This is a genomic window from Cellulomonas dongxiuzhuiae (assembly GCF_018623035.1).
Taxonomy (GTDB): domain Bacteria; phylum Actinomycetota; class Actinomycetes; order Actinomycetales; family Cellulomonadaceae; genus Cellulomonas; species Cellulomonas dongxiuzhuiae.
In genome coordinates, this window is record NZ_CP076023.1 from 1,645,398 (window position 1) to 1,659,728 (window position 14,331).

At 74.5% G+C, this 14,331-nt stretch carries 14 protein-coding genes; 9 read left to right on the forward strand and 5 right to left on the reverse strand.

The window, feature by feature from the left end; all coding sequences use genetic code 11:
* Window positions 1-68: 68 nt before the first annotated feature.
* The 5 genes from KKR89_RS07405 to KKR89_RS07425 are packed head-to-tail and all read left to right on the forward strand — an operon-like array spanning window position 69 to window position 5,808.
* Window positions 69-2,300, forward strand: coding sequence for a polyribonucleotide nucleotidyltransferase (locus KKR89_RS07405; RefSeq protein ID WP_208197658.1), 2,232 nt, complete (start codon window positions 69-71; stop codon window positions 2,298-2,300).
* A 1-nt stretch (window position 2,301) separates the two neighbouring features.
* On the forward strand, window positions 2,302-3,627 hold the full coding sequence (locus KKR89_RS07410; RefSeq protein ID WP_208197659.1) for a M16 family metallopeptidase: 1,326 nt from the start codon (window positions 2,302-2,304) through the stop codon (window positions 3,625-3,627).
* A gap of 53 nt (window positions 3,628-3,680) precedes the next feature.
* On the forward strand, window positions 3,681-4,508 hold the full coding sequence (locus tag KKR89_RS07415; RefSeq protein ID WP_208197660.1) for a helix-turn-helix domain-containing protein: 828 nt from the start codon (window positions 3,681-3,683) through the stop codon (window positions 4,506-4,508).
* Between the two features lie 56 nt (window positions 4,509-4,564).
* Window positions 4,565-5,323, forward strand: a complete 759-nt coding sequence (gene dapB / locus KKR89_RS07420) for a 4-hydroxy-tetrahydrodipicolinate reductase (RefSeq protein WP_208197661.1) — start codon at window positions 4,565-4,567, stop codon at window positions 5,321-5,323.
* A complete protein-coding gene (locus KKR89_RS07425) occupies window positions 5,320-5,808 on the forward strand; it encodes a hypothetical protein (protein WP_208197662.1) in 489 nt (162 codons plus the stop codon). The genes dapB and KKR89_RS07425 overlap by 4 nt, the downstream gene beginning before the upstream one ends.
* Before the next feature lie 23 nt (window positions 5,809-5,831).
* Here the strand turns inward: KKR89_RS07425 and KKR89_RS07430 are convergent, their stop codons facing one another.
* The 4 genes from KKR89_RS07430 to KKR89_RS07445 form a co-directional block, all read right to left on the reverse strand.
* Window positions 5,832-6,383, reverse strand: coding sequence for a GNAT family N-acetyltransferase (locus KKR89_RS07430; protein WP_208197663.1), 552 nt, complete (start codon window positions 6,381-6,383; stop codon window positions 5,832-5,834).
* Window positions 6,384-6,426: 43 nt separating this feature from the next.
* Window positions 6,427-6,741, reverse strand: a complete 315-nt coding sequence (locus KKR89_RS07435; RefSeq protein ID WP_208197664.1) for an AzlD domain-containing protein — start codon at window positions 6,739-6,741, stop codon at window positions 6,427-6,429.
* Entirely contained in the window at window positions 6,738-7,445 is a 708-nt protein-coding gene (locus KKR89_RS07440; RefSeq protein ID WP_251141063.1) for an AzlC family ABC transporter permease, read from the reverse strand. The genes KKR89_RS07435 and KKR89_RS07440 overlap by 4 nt, the downstream gene beginning before the upstream one ends.
* A gap of 64 nt (window positions 7,446-7,509) precedes the next feature.
* Window positions 7,510-8,979 carry an NAD-dependent succinate-semialdehyde dehydrogenase gene (locus tag KKR89_RS07445; RefSeq protein ID WP_208197666.1) on the reverse strand — a complete coding sequence of 490 codons (1,470 nt, stop codon included), beginning with the start codon at window positions 8,977-8,979 and terminating at the stop codon, window positions 7,510-7,512.
* A 35-nt stretch (window positions 8,980-9,014) separates the two neighbouring features.
* On the opposite strand from KKR89_RS07445, the gene KKR89_RS07450 reads away from it, so the two are divergent.
* From KKR89_RS07450 to KKR89_RS07465, 4 genes are all read left to right on the forward strand, one after another.
* Window positions 9,015-9,851, forward strand: a complete 837-nt coding sequence (locus tag KKR89_RS07450) for a thymidylate synthase (RefSeq protein ID WP_208197667.1) — start codon at window positions 9,015-9,017, stop codon at window positions 9,849-9,851.
* A gap of 3 nt (window positions 9,852-9,854) precedes the next feature.
* Window positions 9,855-10,337, forward strand: coding sequence for a dihydrofolate reductase (locus tag KKR89_RS07455; protein ID WP_208197668.1), 483 nt, complete (start codon window positions 9,855-9,857; stop codon window positions 10,335-10,337).
* A 74-nt stretch (window positions 10,338-10,411) separates the two neighbouring features.
* A complete protein-coding gene (dapA, locus tag KKR89_RS07460; protein ID WP_208197669.1) occupies window positions 10,412-11,341 on the forward strand; it encodes a 4-hydroxy-tetrahydrodipicolinate synthase in 930 nt (309 codons plus the stop codon).
* Between the two features lie 37 nt (window positions 11,342-11,378).
* Window positions 11,379-13,064: a ribonuclease J gene (locus KKR89_RS07465; RefSeq protein WP_208197670.1), complete on the forward strand. Its 1,686-nt coding sequence runs from the start codon at window positions 11,379-11,381 to the stop codon at window positions 13,062-13,064.
* Window positions 13,065-13,070: 6 nt separating this feature from the next.
* Here KKR89_RS07465 and KKR89_RS07470 read toward each other — a convergent pair whose 3' ends face one another.
* Window positions 13,071-14,237, reverse strand: coding sequence for a DNA glycosylase AlkZ-like family protein (locus KKR89_RS07470; RefSeq protein ID WP_243883243.1), 1,167 nt, complete (start codon window positions 14,235-14,237; stop codon window positions 13,071-13,073).
* Window positions 14,238-14,331: the final 94 nt, after the last annotated feature.

A 14,331-nucleotide genomic window follows, 5' to 3' on the forward strand; every position in this document is an offset into this window, starting at 1 on the left:
TGTCCGGGAACCACGGTCGAAGACCGCCCGGGGGCAGGGCGGCGCCTTCGAGAACAAGGAGGGCACCCGTGGAGGGTCCCGAGATCCAGTTCGCCGAGGCCACGATCGACAACGGTCGCTTCGGCACCCGCACCGTCCGCTTCGAGACCGGCCGGCTGGCCAAGCAGGCCGCCGGCGCAGCCGTCGCGTACCTCGACGACGACACCATGCTCCTGTCGGCCACGACGGCCGGCAAGCACCCGCGCGAGGGCTTCGACTTCTTCCCCCTGACGGTCGACGTCGAGGAGCGGCAGTACGCCGCCGGCAAGATCCCCGGCTCGTTCTTCCGCCGCGAGGGCCGTCCCTCGACCGAGGCGATCCTGGCCTGCCGCCTGATCGACCGCCCGCTGCGCCCCCTGTTCGTCAAGGGACTGCGCAACGAGGTCCAGGTCGTCGTCACCGTCCTGTCGATCAACCCGGACGACTCGTACGACGTCCTGGCGATCAACGCCGCGTCGATGTCGACCCAGCTGTCCGGTCTGCCGTTCTCCGGCCCGATCGCCGCGACGCGCCTCGCGCTCGTCGACGGCCAGTGGGTCGCCTTCCCGCGCTACTCCGAGCGCGAGCGCTCGACGTTCGACATCGTCGTCGCGGGTCGCGTCGTGGGTGACGACGTCGCGATCGCGATGATCGAGGCGGACGCCCCCGAGGGTGCGTGGAACCTCATCCACGGCGGCGGCGGCACCGCGCCGACCGAGGAGATCGTCACGCAGGGCATCGAGGCGGCCAAGCCGTTCATCCGTGCGCTCGTCGAGGCGCAGCAGCAGCTCGCCGCCTCGAACGCCAAGGAGACCCGGGTCTTCCCGACGTTCCCCGACTACCAGCCCGACGCGCTCGCCGCCGTCGAGCAGGCCGCCACGGCGCGCCTGTCCGACGCGCTGACGATCGCCGACAAGCAGCAGCGCGAGGCCCGTCTCGACGAGATCAAGGCCGAGGTCCAGGGCGAGCTCGCCGGCCAGTTCGAGGGTCGCGAGAAGGAGATCTCCGGCGCGTACCGGTCCGTGCAGAAGGCGCTCATCCGCCAGCGGATCCTCACCGACGGCTTCCGCATCGACGGCCGCGGCCTGCGCGACATCCGCACGCTGTCGGCCGAGGTCGAGGTGCTGCCCCGCACGCACGGCTCGGCGCTGTTCGAGCGCGGCGAGACGCAGATCCTGGGCGTCACGACGCTGAACATGCTCCGCATGGAGCAGCAGATCGACTCGCTCTCCCCGGAGACGCGCAAGCGGTACATGCACCACTACAACTTCCCGCCGTTCTCCACGGGCGAGACGGGCCGCGTCGGCTCGCCGAAGCGCCGTGAGATCGGTCACGGCGCGCTCGCCGAGCGGGCCATCGTCCCGGTCCTGCCGGCGCGTGAGGACTTCCCCTACGCGATCCGCCAGGTCTCGGAGGCGCTGGGCTCCAACGGCTCGACGTCCATGGGCTCGGTCTGCGCCGCGACGCTGTCGCTGCTCAACGCCGGTGTCCCGCTGCGCGCGCCCGTCGCGGGCATCGCGATGGGCCTCGTGTCCGACACGGTCGACGGTGAGACCCGCTACGCGGCGCTCACCGACATCCTCGGGGCCGAGGACGCCTTCGGCGACATGGACTTCAAGGTCGCCGGCACGCGGGAGTTCGTCACCGCGATCCAGCTCGACACCAAGCTCGACGGCATCCCGGCGTCGGTCCTGGCCGGTGCGCTGATGCAGGCGAAGGAGGCTCGCCTGGCGATCCTCGACGTCATCGCCGAGGCCATCGACGTCCCGGACGAGATGAGCCCGTTCGCACCGCGCGTCATCTCGGTGAAGGTGCCGGTCGACAAGATCGGCGAGGTCATCGGCCCGAAGGGCAAGATGATCAACCAGATCCAGGAGGAGACCGGCGCCGACATCTCCATCGAGGACGACGGCACGGTCTACATCGGCGCCACCGACGGACCGTCGGCGGAGGCCGCGCGGGCCGCGATCAACGCGATCGCGAACCCGCACATGCCCGAGATCGGCGAGCGCTTCGTCGGCACCGTGGTCAAGACGACGACGTTCGGCGCGTTCATCTCGCTCTCGCCGGGCAAGGACGGTCTGCTGCACATCTCGCAGATCCGCAAGCTCGTCGGCGGCAAGCGCGTCGAGAACGTCGAGGACGTCCTGGCGATCGGCCAGAAGGTCCAGGTCGAGATCGGCGAGATCGACCCGCGCGGCAAGCTGTCGCTGCACGCGGTGCTCGACGAGGTGCAGACCGAGGGCGAGCAGGCCGCCGAGCCGGCGACCACCGACGCCTGACGTGCCGCAGATCCTCCCGCTCGTCGCACCCGGCTCACCGGGTGCGGACCTCGTCGTCGGGCAGGACGGTGGTGCCGCCGTGCGGCGCACCGTCCTGCCCGGGGGCGTCCGGGTCCTGACCGAGCACATGCCCGGCCTGCGCTCCGCCACCGTCGGGGCGTGGGTCGGCGTGGGCTCGCGGGACGAGACGTCGGGCCACTTCGGCTCGACGCACTTCCTCGAGCACCTGCTGTTCAAGGGCACCGCGCGGCGCTCCGCGATGGACATCGCGGAGGCCTTCGACGCCGTCGGCGGCGAGGCGAACGCCGCGACCGGCAAGGAGCACACCTGCTACTACGCGCGGGTGCTCGACACCGACGTGCCCATGGCCGTCGACGTCATCGCCGACATGGTGACGTCCGCACGGCTCGACGCCGACGAGCTCGAGACCGAGCGCGGCGTCATCCTCGAAGAGCTCGCGATGAACGACGACGACCCGTCGGACGTCGCGCACGAGCAGTTCGCGACCGCCGTGTTCGGCGACACCCCGCTGGGCCGGCCGATCGGCGGCACGCCGCAGGCGATCCGGTCCGTGCCCCGCGACGCCGTGTGGGAGCACTACCGGCAGCACTACCGCCCGGAGACGCTCGTCGTCACCGCCGCGGGCGGCGTCGACCACGACGCGCTGTGCGCCCAGGTGGCGGCCGCGCTGACGGACGGCGGCTGGGACCTCCCGCCGGCGGCCGTGCCCGCGTCGCGGCGCGCGGGTGGCGCCCGCGGTGCGACGGCGGAGGGCGTCGAGCTCACCGTCCGGCGTCCCACCGAGCAGGCCAACGTCATCGTTGGCGGCACCTGCCTGAACGCCACCGACGAGCGTCGCTTCGTGCTCTCGGTCCTCAACGCCGCCCTCGGCGGCGGCATGTCCTCGCGCCTGTTCCAGGAGATCCGTGAGAAGCGCGGTCTGGCGTACTCGACGTACTCGTTCGCGAGCGGGCACGCCGAGACCGGGATGTTCGGCCTCTACGCGGGGTGCACGCCGGCCAGGGTGGACGAGGTCACGGCCCTCATGGTGGTCGAGCTCGAGCGCATGGCGCAGGAGCCGATGGGTGAGGCGGAGCTCGCCCGCAGCATCGGTCAGCTGTGCGGCGGTCTGGTGCTCGGCATGGAGGACACCGGTTCGCGCATGAGCCGGCTCGGCAAGGCCGAGCTCGTGCACGGTGAGCTGCTCGACATCGACGAGTCGCTCGCGCGGATCCGGGCGGTGACCGCGCGCGAGGTCCAGGACCTCGCGGGGGAGCTGGCGTCCGCGCCGCGCAGCGTCGTGCGCGTCGGGCCCTTCGGGGACTGACGCCCCGGCGCCGACGGGGCCCCGCGCGGGCCCCGTCGGCGGCATGATGAGACATGACCGTCGCAGTGGACTCCTACCGTCGCCTTCCCGTGCCCGCCGCGCTGCAGGGCATCGCCGAGCACGCGTGGGTCGCGCGTCACGACGGCGGGCGGCAGCACACCGAGGTGCTGCTGCCCGACGGCCGTGGCCTGCTGCAGCTGGTGCGCGGCACGGGTGGCCTGCTGGTCGACCCGCTCACGGGAGCCGCAGGCCCGGACTGCGACGGCGTGCGCGGGGCGTGGACGCACGCCCTGGTGGCCGAGCAGACGGGGCCCGTCGCGCGGCTGGGTGTGCAGCTGCACCCGCTGGGGCTCGCGCGCCTGCGCGAGGCCCGACCCGTGGCCGACACCTGGCTACCCCTCGACGCGGTGCTGAGCCCGCAGGTCGCCGCGCACGCGGGCGCCCTGCTGGACGCCGGGGACGACGAGGACGCCATGGCCGCCGTGCTCGACGGCCTCGCCGCGCGGCCGCGCCGGACGGGCGCCGACCTGGACCACCTCGAGGACGCGCTGCGGTTCGTCGACGAGCACCGTGGCCTGGTCCGCCAGCTCGACGTCGCCCGGTCCGTCGGGACGAGCCTGGGGGAGCTGCACCGCTGGTGCAGCCACCTGCTGGGGATGTCGCCCGCGCAGTACCTGTCGGCCGTGCGGTTCAGCACGTTCGTCCGCGAGTCGGTCGGCAGCGGGCCCGTCGACCCGCACGCCACCGTCGCCGCGATCGAGTGGTTCGTCGACGCCGGCTACCCGCCTCGCGAGGTCGAGCGGTTCAGCGGCCTGCCGCCGGCCGACCTGCGCAGGCTCGCCGAGCACCTCGCGGCGCGGATCGGCTCCGCGCGGCGCTGAGCGTCCGGGCCGGGCCGGGCACGACCTTCCCCGCACGGCGGCTAGGGTGGCGTTCCGTGAGCGAACCGATCCGCGTGGCCGTGCTGGGAGCGTCAGGTCGCATGGGGACGACCACCGTGCGAGCCGTGCAGGAGGCCGACGGCCTCGAGCTCGTCGCGGCGCTCGACGCGGGTGACGACCTGCGGTCGGTGACCGACGCCGGGGCGCAGGTGGCGGTGGACTTCACCGTGCCGTCCGTGACCGAGCAGAACGTGCACGTGCTCGTCGACGCCGGCGTGCACGCCGTCGTCGGCACGACAGGCTGGGACGACGCGTCGCTCGGACGCGTGCACGACCACCTGCTGCGCGCACCGGGTGTCGGCGTCGTGGTCGCCCCGAACTTCGCGCTCGGTGCCGTGCTGGCGATGTCGTTCGCACGTCAGGCGGCGCGCTGGTTCGAGTCGGCCGAGGTGGTCGAGCTGCACCACCCCGACAAGGTCGACGCGCCGTCCGGGACGGCCCGGCACACGGCGCAGGGCATCGCCGCGGCACGTGCCGCCGCCGGTCTCGGGGCCGTGCCGGACGCGACCACCCAGACGCTGGACGGTGCGCGCGGCGCCGACGTCGACGGGGTGCGGGTGCACGCGGTGCGTCTGCGCGGCCTCGTGGCGCACGAGGAGATCCTGCTGGGCAACACCGGCGAGATGCTGACCATCCGCCACGACTCGTTCGACCGCGTGAGCTTCATGCCCGGCGTGCTGCTCGCCGTGCGGCGCGTCGTCGACCGGCCCGGGCTCACCGTGGGCCTCGAGCACCTGCTGGGGCTCCCCGCGTGAGCGAGCCGCGGTCCACCCGCCGCCGGACGGGCCTCGTGGCGGCGGTCGCACTGACGGCCCTGCTCGCGATCTACGTCTGGCTCGTGGCGCTGCGCGCGGTGCAGCTGGTCGCGACCGGGACGACGGTGGGGATCGTGCTCGGTGCGGCCCTGCTCGTCGCGCCGCTGCTGGTGATCGCGCTCATCGCCCGCGAGTGGCTCCTGGCGCTCGACGTGCAGCGCATGGCCGACGAGCTGGCGGCCGCCGGTGAGCTCCCGGTGGACGACCTGCCGCGCTCGCCCAGCGGCCGGGTCGACCGGACGGCGGCGCGGGCGGCGTTCGGCCCTCACCGGGACCGCGTCGAGGCGGACCCCGGCGAGTGGCGCAGCTGGTACCACCTCGCGTTCGCGTACGACGCGGCGGGGGACCGGGCGCGTGCGCGGGCCGCGCTGCGCACGGCCAGCCGCCTGCACCGGGGCAAGGACGCGCCCGGCGACCTGCCCTGAGGGCCTCGCGGGCCCCCGCGGGCTCAGATGCCGGCGTACCAGCGGCGCTCGGTCACGACGTGCGCCTCGTCGTCGGGTCCGGGACCCGTCGCGAGCCGACGGGTGCGCCCGTCGGGGCCGAGGCCGGCGCCGGACAGGAAGTGCTCGCGGGCCTCGTCACCCTCGACGACCCACGTCTGCACCTGGTCGGCCCCGTCGGCGCGCAGCAGGTCGACCGCCGCGGCGAGGAGGCGCGAGCCGTGCCCCGCGCGCTGGTCCGGCGGGTCGACCTCGAGAGCCAGGACGACGCCCCCCGGCGCCTGCAGCGGGTCGGCCGGCGCGACGGGCGCGACCGACGCGACGCCGACGACCCGTGGGCCGTCGCACGCGACGAGGACGTGGTAGCCGGGCCCGGGCGGGGTCGACACGGCCTGGCTCCACTGCGTGACGAACGCCTGCTCGTCCAGCGAGTCGAGCACGACGTCGCCCAGCACGTCGGCATGGGCCGTCCGCCAGGCGGCGAGCTGGATGGCGGCGATCCGGGTCTCGTCACCCGGGACGGCGGGACGGACCGAGACGTCGGCGGTGGGCAGCACCCGGTGAGCCTAACCCTGTGCCCCGCCCGCCGGACCCGCGGCGTCAGGGCATGCCGAGCAGCCGGAGCCCCGCGGCCGTCGCGGCGGCGAGCACGACGACCACGACGAACGGTGCTCGCAGCACGAGCGCGACGGCCGCGACCGCCAGCGCGGGCAGGCGCGCGTCGACGACGACCTGGCTGCCGCTGGTGGCGGTCTGCACCGCGACCAGCGCGGACAGCAGCGCCACGGTGACCAGTGCGGCGACCCGGGCGACGCGCGGCTGCGCGAGCCAGTGCTCGGGCAGGACGTGCCCGGCGAGCTTGATGGCGAGGCAGGAGAGCCCCGCGAGCAGCACGGCTCCCCACAGCGCTGTCATGTCGACGCCCCGGTCGTCGTACGCCCGGTCGTCGCACGTCCCGTCGTGACGAGCCCGACGACGACCGCCACGACGGCGGCGAGCAGCACGGGCACCCCCGCCGGGAGCAGGGGAGTGGTGCCCAGCGCCACGACGGCGGCCGCCGCGGCGACGCCCTGCGCGGTGCGCCCCGCGAGCCGGGGCCAGACCAGCGCGAGGAAGGCGGCGCCGGCCGCCGCGTCGAGCCCGTACGCGCGCGGGTCGCCCAGCCGGTCGCCGGCCAGGGCGCCGAGCAGGGTGAACACGTTCCAGAGCACGAAGACGCCCAGTCCCGTCCACCAGAACCCGGTGCGCGCGGCCGCGCGCGTGGGCTGCACGGTGGCGACCGCCGTCGACTCGTCGATCGTCAGGTGCGCGGCCGGCAGGCGCCACCGCCACGGCAGGTCGAGCAGGGGCGTGAGCTGCGCGCCGTACAGGCCGTTGCGCGCGCCGAGCAGCGTCGCCGACGCGACGGCCGCCCCGAAGGCGCCGCCGCCACCGATCACGCCGATGAACGCGAACTGCGACCCGCCCGAGAACATCAGCAGGCTCAGGGCCACGGTCTGGGGGACGGTCAGTCCGGCCGCGACCGACAGCGCCCCGAAGGACACCCCGTACAGCCCGGTCGCGACCGACACCGAGAGCGCCTGCCGTCGCGCGGCGGTGGCGGGGTCGTGCGGCGTCACGTGGCCACCCTCGCACACCGGCGCCGGTGGTCCGGTCGGGTGCGCAGGGCGGCGCGCGGCCGGCTCAGAGCGCCACGTACACCGGCTCGAGGTACTCCTCGAGGCCCGCCTCCCCGCCCTCGCGGCCCAGACCCGAGGACTTGACGCCCCCGAAGGGCGCGCTCGCGTCGGACACCAAGCCGCGGTTGATGCCGATCATCCCGGCCTCGAGCTCCTCCGCCAGGCGCATCGCCCGACCGACGTCGCGCGTGTACGCGTAGGCGACGAGGCCGAACGGCGTGCCGTTGGCCAGCGTCAGCGCGTCCTCGTCGTCCTCGAACGTCACGACCGGGGCGACGGGCCCGAAGACCTCTTCGGTCACGACGCGCGCGTCGCGCGGCACGTGCGTCAGCACGGTCGGCCGGTAGAAGTACCCCTCGCGCCGCGGTGCACCACCGCCCGTGCGGACGCGCGCGCCGCCGTCGGTGGCCTGCGCGACGACCTCGGTGACGCGCTCCACGGCGGAGCGCTCGATGAGCGGGCCGACCGTCACGCCGTCGTCGGCGCCGTGGCCCAGGACGAGGTCCTCGAACGCCGCGGTGAGGCGCCGGGAGAACTCGCCGGCGACCGAGGCGTGCACGAGGAAGCGGTTGGCGGCGACGCACGTCTGCCCCGAGTTGCGCATCTTGGCCTGCACGGCGCCCTCGACCGCGGCGTCGAGGTCCGCGTCGGCGAAGACCAGGAACGGCGCGTTGCCGCCCAGCTCCATCGACGTGCGCAGGATCGACGGTGCGGCCGCGGCCAGGAGCGTCGCACCGACCTGCGTCGAGCCGGTGAACGACAGCTTGCGCAGCCGCGGGTCCGCCAGCAGGGGCTCGCTGACGCGGCGCGCCGACGACGACGGCACGACGTTGACCACGCCTGCCGGCAGGCCGCGGTCCTCGAGCTCGGCCCGGATGACCTCGGCGACGTACAGCGTCGTCAGCGGCGTCAGCTGCGCGGGCTTGACGACGCACGTGCACCCCGCGGCGAGCGCCGGGGCGACCTTGCGGGCGATCATCGCGATGGGGAAGTTCCACGGCGCGATGAGCAGCGCGGGGCCGACCGGCCGCCGCAGGACGAGCTGGTGGTGGGTCCCCGCGGGCGCCCGGCGCGCGAGCCCGTCGACGCGCACGGCCTGCTCGCCGTACCAGCGCACGTACTGCGCCGCGTACGCGACCTCGGCCCGCGACTCGGCGAGCGGCTTGCCGCCCTCGAAGGTCACGAGCGCCGCGATGTCCTCCGCCCGCGCGGTCAGCGTGTCGAACACCGCACGCAGCAGGTCGGCACGCACGCGCGGTGCCGTGCGCCGCCAGGGGTCGGACGCCTCGACCGCCGCGTCGAGCGCGTCACGCGCGTCGTCCTCCGCACCGTCGGCGACCTCGAAGATCGTGCGCTGCGTGGCGGGGTCCTCCACCTCGAACGTCGCACCGGATCGCGCCGGTCGCCAGCGGCCCCCCACGAGCAGCCCCGTGGGCAGGTGGGCGGCGACGGTGGGCGGCAGCGACCGGGTCATGCGGACCATCCTCGCGCGGTGCCTACGATGTCGCCATGACGGAGCCGGCAGCACGACCGACCGACCTCACGACCGACGTCCCGACGCCCTACGAGGATCTGCTGCGTCTCGTCCTGGCGACGGGCACGCCCAAGGCCGACCGCACCGGCACGGGGACACGCTCGCTGTTCGGGCACCAGCTGCGCTACGACCTGCGTGCCGGCTTCCCCCTGGTCACGACCAAGCGCGTGTTCTTCCGCGGGGTCGCCGAGGAGCTCTTCTGGTTCCTGCGGGGGGAGTCCAACATCGCCTCCCTCGTCGAGCGGAACGTCCACATCTGGGACGAGTGGGCCGACGCGGACGGTGAGCTCGGACCGGTGTACGGCGTGCAGTGGCGGTCCTGGCCGACACCCGACGGTGGCCACGTCGACCAGCTCGCGCGGCTCCTGGGGGAGCTGCGCGCGAACCCCGACTCGCGCCGGCACGTCGTCTCGGCGTGGAACGTCGCCGAGCTCGACCGCATGGCCCTCGTGCCGTGCCACGCGTTCTTCCAGCTCTACGTCGCCGACGGGCGCCTCTCGTGCCAGGTGTACCAGCGCTCGGCCGACCTGTTCCTCGGCGTCCCGTTCAACATCGCGTCGTACGCGCTGCTCACCCACATGATCGCCCAGCAGGTGGGCCTCGAGGTCGGGGACCTCGTGTGGACCGGCGGGGACTGCCACGTCTACGACAACCACGTCGACCAGGTGCGCGAGCAGCTCGGCCGCGACCCCTACCCGTACCCGACGCTGCGGCTGCGACGCGCGGCGTCGCTGTTCGACTACGCGTGGGACGACGTCGAGGTCGAGGGGTACCGGCACCACCCGGCGATCGCCGCACCCGTGGCGGTCTGACGCGTGATCGGTCTGGTCTGGGCGCAGACGCCCGCGGGCGTGATCGGCGACGGCGGGACCATCCCGTGGCACGTCCCGGAGGACATGGCGCACTTCCGGGAGGTGACCGCCGGGGGCACCGTCGTCATGGGGCGGGCCACGTGGGAGTCGCTGCCCGAGCGGTTCCGGCCGCTGCCCGGGCGGCGCAACGTCGTGCTGTCGCGCGACCCGGCGTACGACGCGCCGGGGGCGACCGTCGTGACCGACCTCGACGCGGCGCTGGCCGCCGCGCCGGACGTCTGGGTGATCGGCGGGGGAGCGGTGTACGCCGCGACGATCGACCGGGCCGACCGGCTCGAGGTCACGGTCGTGGACCTCGACGCGCCCGGTGACACGCGGGCGCCCGTGGTCGGCGCGGGGTGGCGCAGGACCGGCGGCGGCGACGGCACGCCGTGGCTCGTGTCGCGCACCGGGACGCGGTTCCGGTTCGAGTCCTGGCGGCGCTGAGCCCCGGTCGAGGCGCCCGGTCGAGCGGTGGGATCCCGTGTCACGCACCGGCGGGTGAGCGGTAGCGTGTGCGCATGCCCGCCGTGACCTCTGCCACCCACCCGTTCGGGTCGCTGCTGTCCGCCATGGTCACCCCGATGGCCCCGGACGGCGCCGTCGACCTCGAGGCGACGGTGCGGCTCGCGAAGCACCTCGTCGACGCCGGCCACGACGGTCTGGTGCTCAACGGCACCACCGGCGAGGCGCCGACCACGCACGCACCGGAGAAGGCGGAGATCGTCGCAGCCGTTGTCGAGGCCGTCGGTGACCGTGCGTACGTCGTCGCCGGTGCCGGCTCGAACGACACCGCGCACGCCGTCCGCATGGGTGAGCAGGCTGCCGAGGCCGGGGCGCACGGGCTGCTCGTCGTCACGCCGTACTACTCGCGTCCGTCCCAGGACGGCATCGTCGCGCACGTCACGGCGGTCGCGGACGCCACGGACCTGCCGGTCATGCTGTACGACGTCCCCGGGCGGTCCGTGGTCCGGCTGGCGCCCGCCACCATCGACCGTCTCGCCGCGCACGAGCGCGTCGTCGCCATGAAGGACGCGACGGGTGACGCCGTCGCCGCCGCCGACGCCATCGTCCGGACGGGGCTGGCGTGGTACAGCGGCGACGACCTGCTGGCCCTGTCGTTCCTCGCCCACGGTGCCGTGGGGCTCGTCGGTGTCGCGACGCAGGCCGCCCCGGTCGGGTACGCCCGCCTGTTCGACGCCTGGCGCGACGGGGACCCCGCCCGTGCCCTCGAGGTCTTCCGCTCGCTGCTCCCGGTCGCGACGGCGCTCAACGGCGCCGGCTTCCAGGCGCCCGCCGCGAAGGCCGCGCTGGTCGAGCTCGGTGTCCTGCGCAGCCGGGCGACCCGGCTGCCCCTCATCCCCTTCAGCGACGACGAGGCGGCCGACGTGCGCGCCGGTCTGGCCGCCGCCGGGCTGCTCGGCGTCGTCGCGGGCGCCGACCGCGGGTGAGGCTGCGGTCGGCACCCACCGATCCCTCAGGAGCTCCATGAGTCACCCGCACCCCGACCTGACCCTGCCGCCGCCGCTGCCGGAGGGTGGCCTGCGGATCGTTCCTCTCGGAGGGCTCGGCGAGGTCGGGCGCAACATGGCGGTGCTCGAGCACGCCGGTCGGCTCCTGGTCATCGACTGCGGCGTCCTCTTCCCGGAGGACCACCAGCCCGGCGTCGACCTGATCCTCCCGGACTTCGACTACATCCGGGACCGGCTGGACGACATCGAGGCGATCGTCCTCACGCACGGTCACGAGGACCACATCGGTGCCGTGCCGTACCTGCTGCGCCTGCGCGGCGACATCCCTCTGATCGGCTCGCAGCTGACGCTCGCCTTCGTCGAGGCGAAGCTCAAGGAGCACCGGATCGCACCCCTGACCCTCACGGTGCGCGAGGGCCAGGTCGAGCAGCTCGGTCCCTTCGAGTGCGAGTTCGTCGCCGTCAACCACTCGATCCCCGACGCGCTCGCGGTGGCCGTCCACACGCCCGCGGGCACGGTGCTGCACACGGGCGACTTCAAGATGGACCAGCTCCCGCTCGACGGCCGCATCACCGACCTGCGCGCGTTCGCCCGCCTCGGCGAGCGGGGCGTCGACCTGTTCATGGTCGACTCCACGAACGCCGAGGTCCCGGGCTTCGTCACGCCCGAGCGGGAGATCGGCCCGGTGCTCGACCAGGTGTTCGCGGAGTCGACGGGCCGCGTCGTCGTGGCGTCGTTCGCGTCGCACGTCCACCGCGTGCAGCAGGTCATCGACGCGGCCGTCGCCAACGAGCGCAAGGTCGCGCTGGTCGGCCGCTCGATGGTGCGCAACATGGGCATCGCGTCCGAGCTCGGGTACCTGCGGGTGCCCGACGGCCTGCTCGTCGACCTCAAGCAGATCGAGAAGCTCCCCGACGACCGCGTGGTGCTCATGTGCACCGGGTCGCAGGGCGAGCCGATGGCGGCCCTGTCGCGGATCGCGAACGGCGACCACCGGGTCTCGGTCGGCACCGGTGACACCGTGATCCTCGCCTCGAGCCTGATCCCCGGCAACGAGAACGCCGTCTTCCGCGTCATCAACGGGCTCATGCGCCTGGGCGCGCGCGTCGTGCACTCGGGCAACGCGAAGGTGCACGTCTCCGGCCACGCGAGCGCCGGTGAGCTCCTGTACTGCTACAACATCCTGCGGCCGCGCAACGTCATGCCCGTGCACGGCGAGGTGCGCCACCTCGTCGCCAACGCCGCGCTCGCGGTGAAGTCGGGCGTCCCGGCGGACCGCGTCGTGCTCGCGGAGGACGGCGTCGTCGTCGACCTGGTCGACGGACGCGCGCAGATCGTCGGGGCCGTGCCCTGCGGGTACGTGTACGTCGACGGGTCGAGCGTCGGCGAGCTCACCGAGGTGGAGCTCAAGGACCGCCGGATCCTCGGCGACGAGGGTTTCGTCTCCATCTTCGCGGTGGTGTCGTCCGGCGACGGCAAGGTGCTGGCGGGACCGCAGATCACCGCGCGGGGCGTCGCGGAGCAGGACAACGTCTTCGACGAGATCCTGCCGGTGCTCACCGAGGCGCTCGAGGAGGCCGTGCGTGCCGGTGCGACCGACACCCACCAGCTGCAGCAGGTGATGCGCCGCGTCGTCGGCCGCTGGGCGTCCCACAAGCTGCGCCGCCGGCCCATGATCATCCCGGTCGTCGTGGAGGCCTGAGCCCGCTCACGGTGTCCGCAGACCGCGGAAGGCCGCCAGGCGCTCGTGCTGCTCGGCGACGCGGTCCCGGACGTCCCGGCTCCAGCGTCCCCAGGTGGTGACGTCCAGGCCGAGGGTGCCGGCGCGCGCCCGCGGCCGCCAGGTGCCGACGGGGTCGCCGTCGACGACCACGGCGCCGGGGCGGCCCAGCACGGGCCACAGCGTGCGCTGCGCCGCGGCCTCGGGCACGAGCAGGTCCCGGTCGCGCGCCTGGAGGAACAGGTCGTACGGACCGAGCAGCCGCACGGTCGGTTCCGCCGAGGACGACGCCGACGCCCGCAGCGCGTCCAGGTCGTCGACCAGGACCTGAACGGTCCGTCCCTCGACCTCGACGTCGACCACGTCCGTCGGCCAGCGTGCCGCGACGTCGCGGACGGGGGCGTCGACGAGGCGGGCGACGAGGGCCGGGTCCGCCGGCCCGAGCAGGTGCAGGGCCGTACGGACGAGGTCATGGGGCGCGCCCGGCGGGGCCGGCTCCGTGCGCGCCACCTGGGAGGAGGGCCAGCGGGGGATCCGCCGTAGCACCGGCGGCGACGTCCCCGTCTCGAGCTCGAGCCCGGCGTGCAGGGCCGCGAGGCGGAACGTCTGCTCGTAGACGTGCGTCGTCCCGCAGGGCCGGCACGCCCGCAGGTAGGGCTCGGGCATGGCGGCGGTGAGCGCGGTGGACACCTCGCCCTTGACGAGGGGGTGCGCGACGACGGCGTGCATCGCGCGGGCAGTGGCGGCGAGGGCCTGCGTCGGGGCGATGCCCGCGGCCCGCAGCGGTCGCGCCGCGTCGAAGAGGCGCTTGGCGGCGTCGGCGTCCGACCACGGGCGCAACGCGCGCTCGACGTCGCGCAGGTCGTCGCGGCGGTAGGCGTGGGGTGCACCGCGCACCGACCACGCGTACGCCAGCGAGGGGGGCCGGTCGCCGGCGTGCACCGCGACGCCACGCAGGGCCAGCGCCCACAGCGCACCGTCGGGTCCGGTGTCCTGGACGCCCGCGTCGAGCACGGCGGCGTCGGTGGGGTCCGTCACGGATCCCGCGGGACGGTCGAGCTGCTGGACGCGGACGCGGTGGCGCAGGACCGTGGCGCGGTCGACCGGCACCGGTGCGTGCGTGGGCCGGTCCCCGGCGCTCGGTGCTCGAGCCATGCGGGCAGCGTGCCACGCACCACCGACACGGTTCACCCCCGGCCGCCCGCACGCCCATCGCCACCGCCGCCGACGCGGCCCCGGGTCGTCCTGA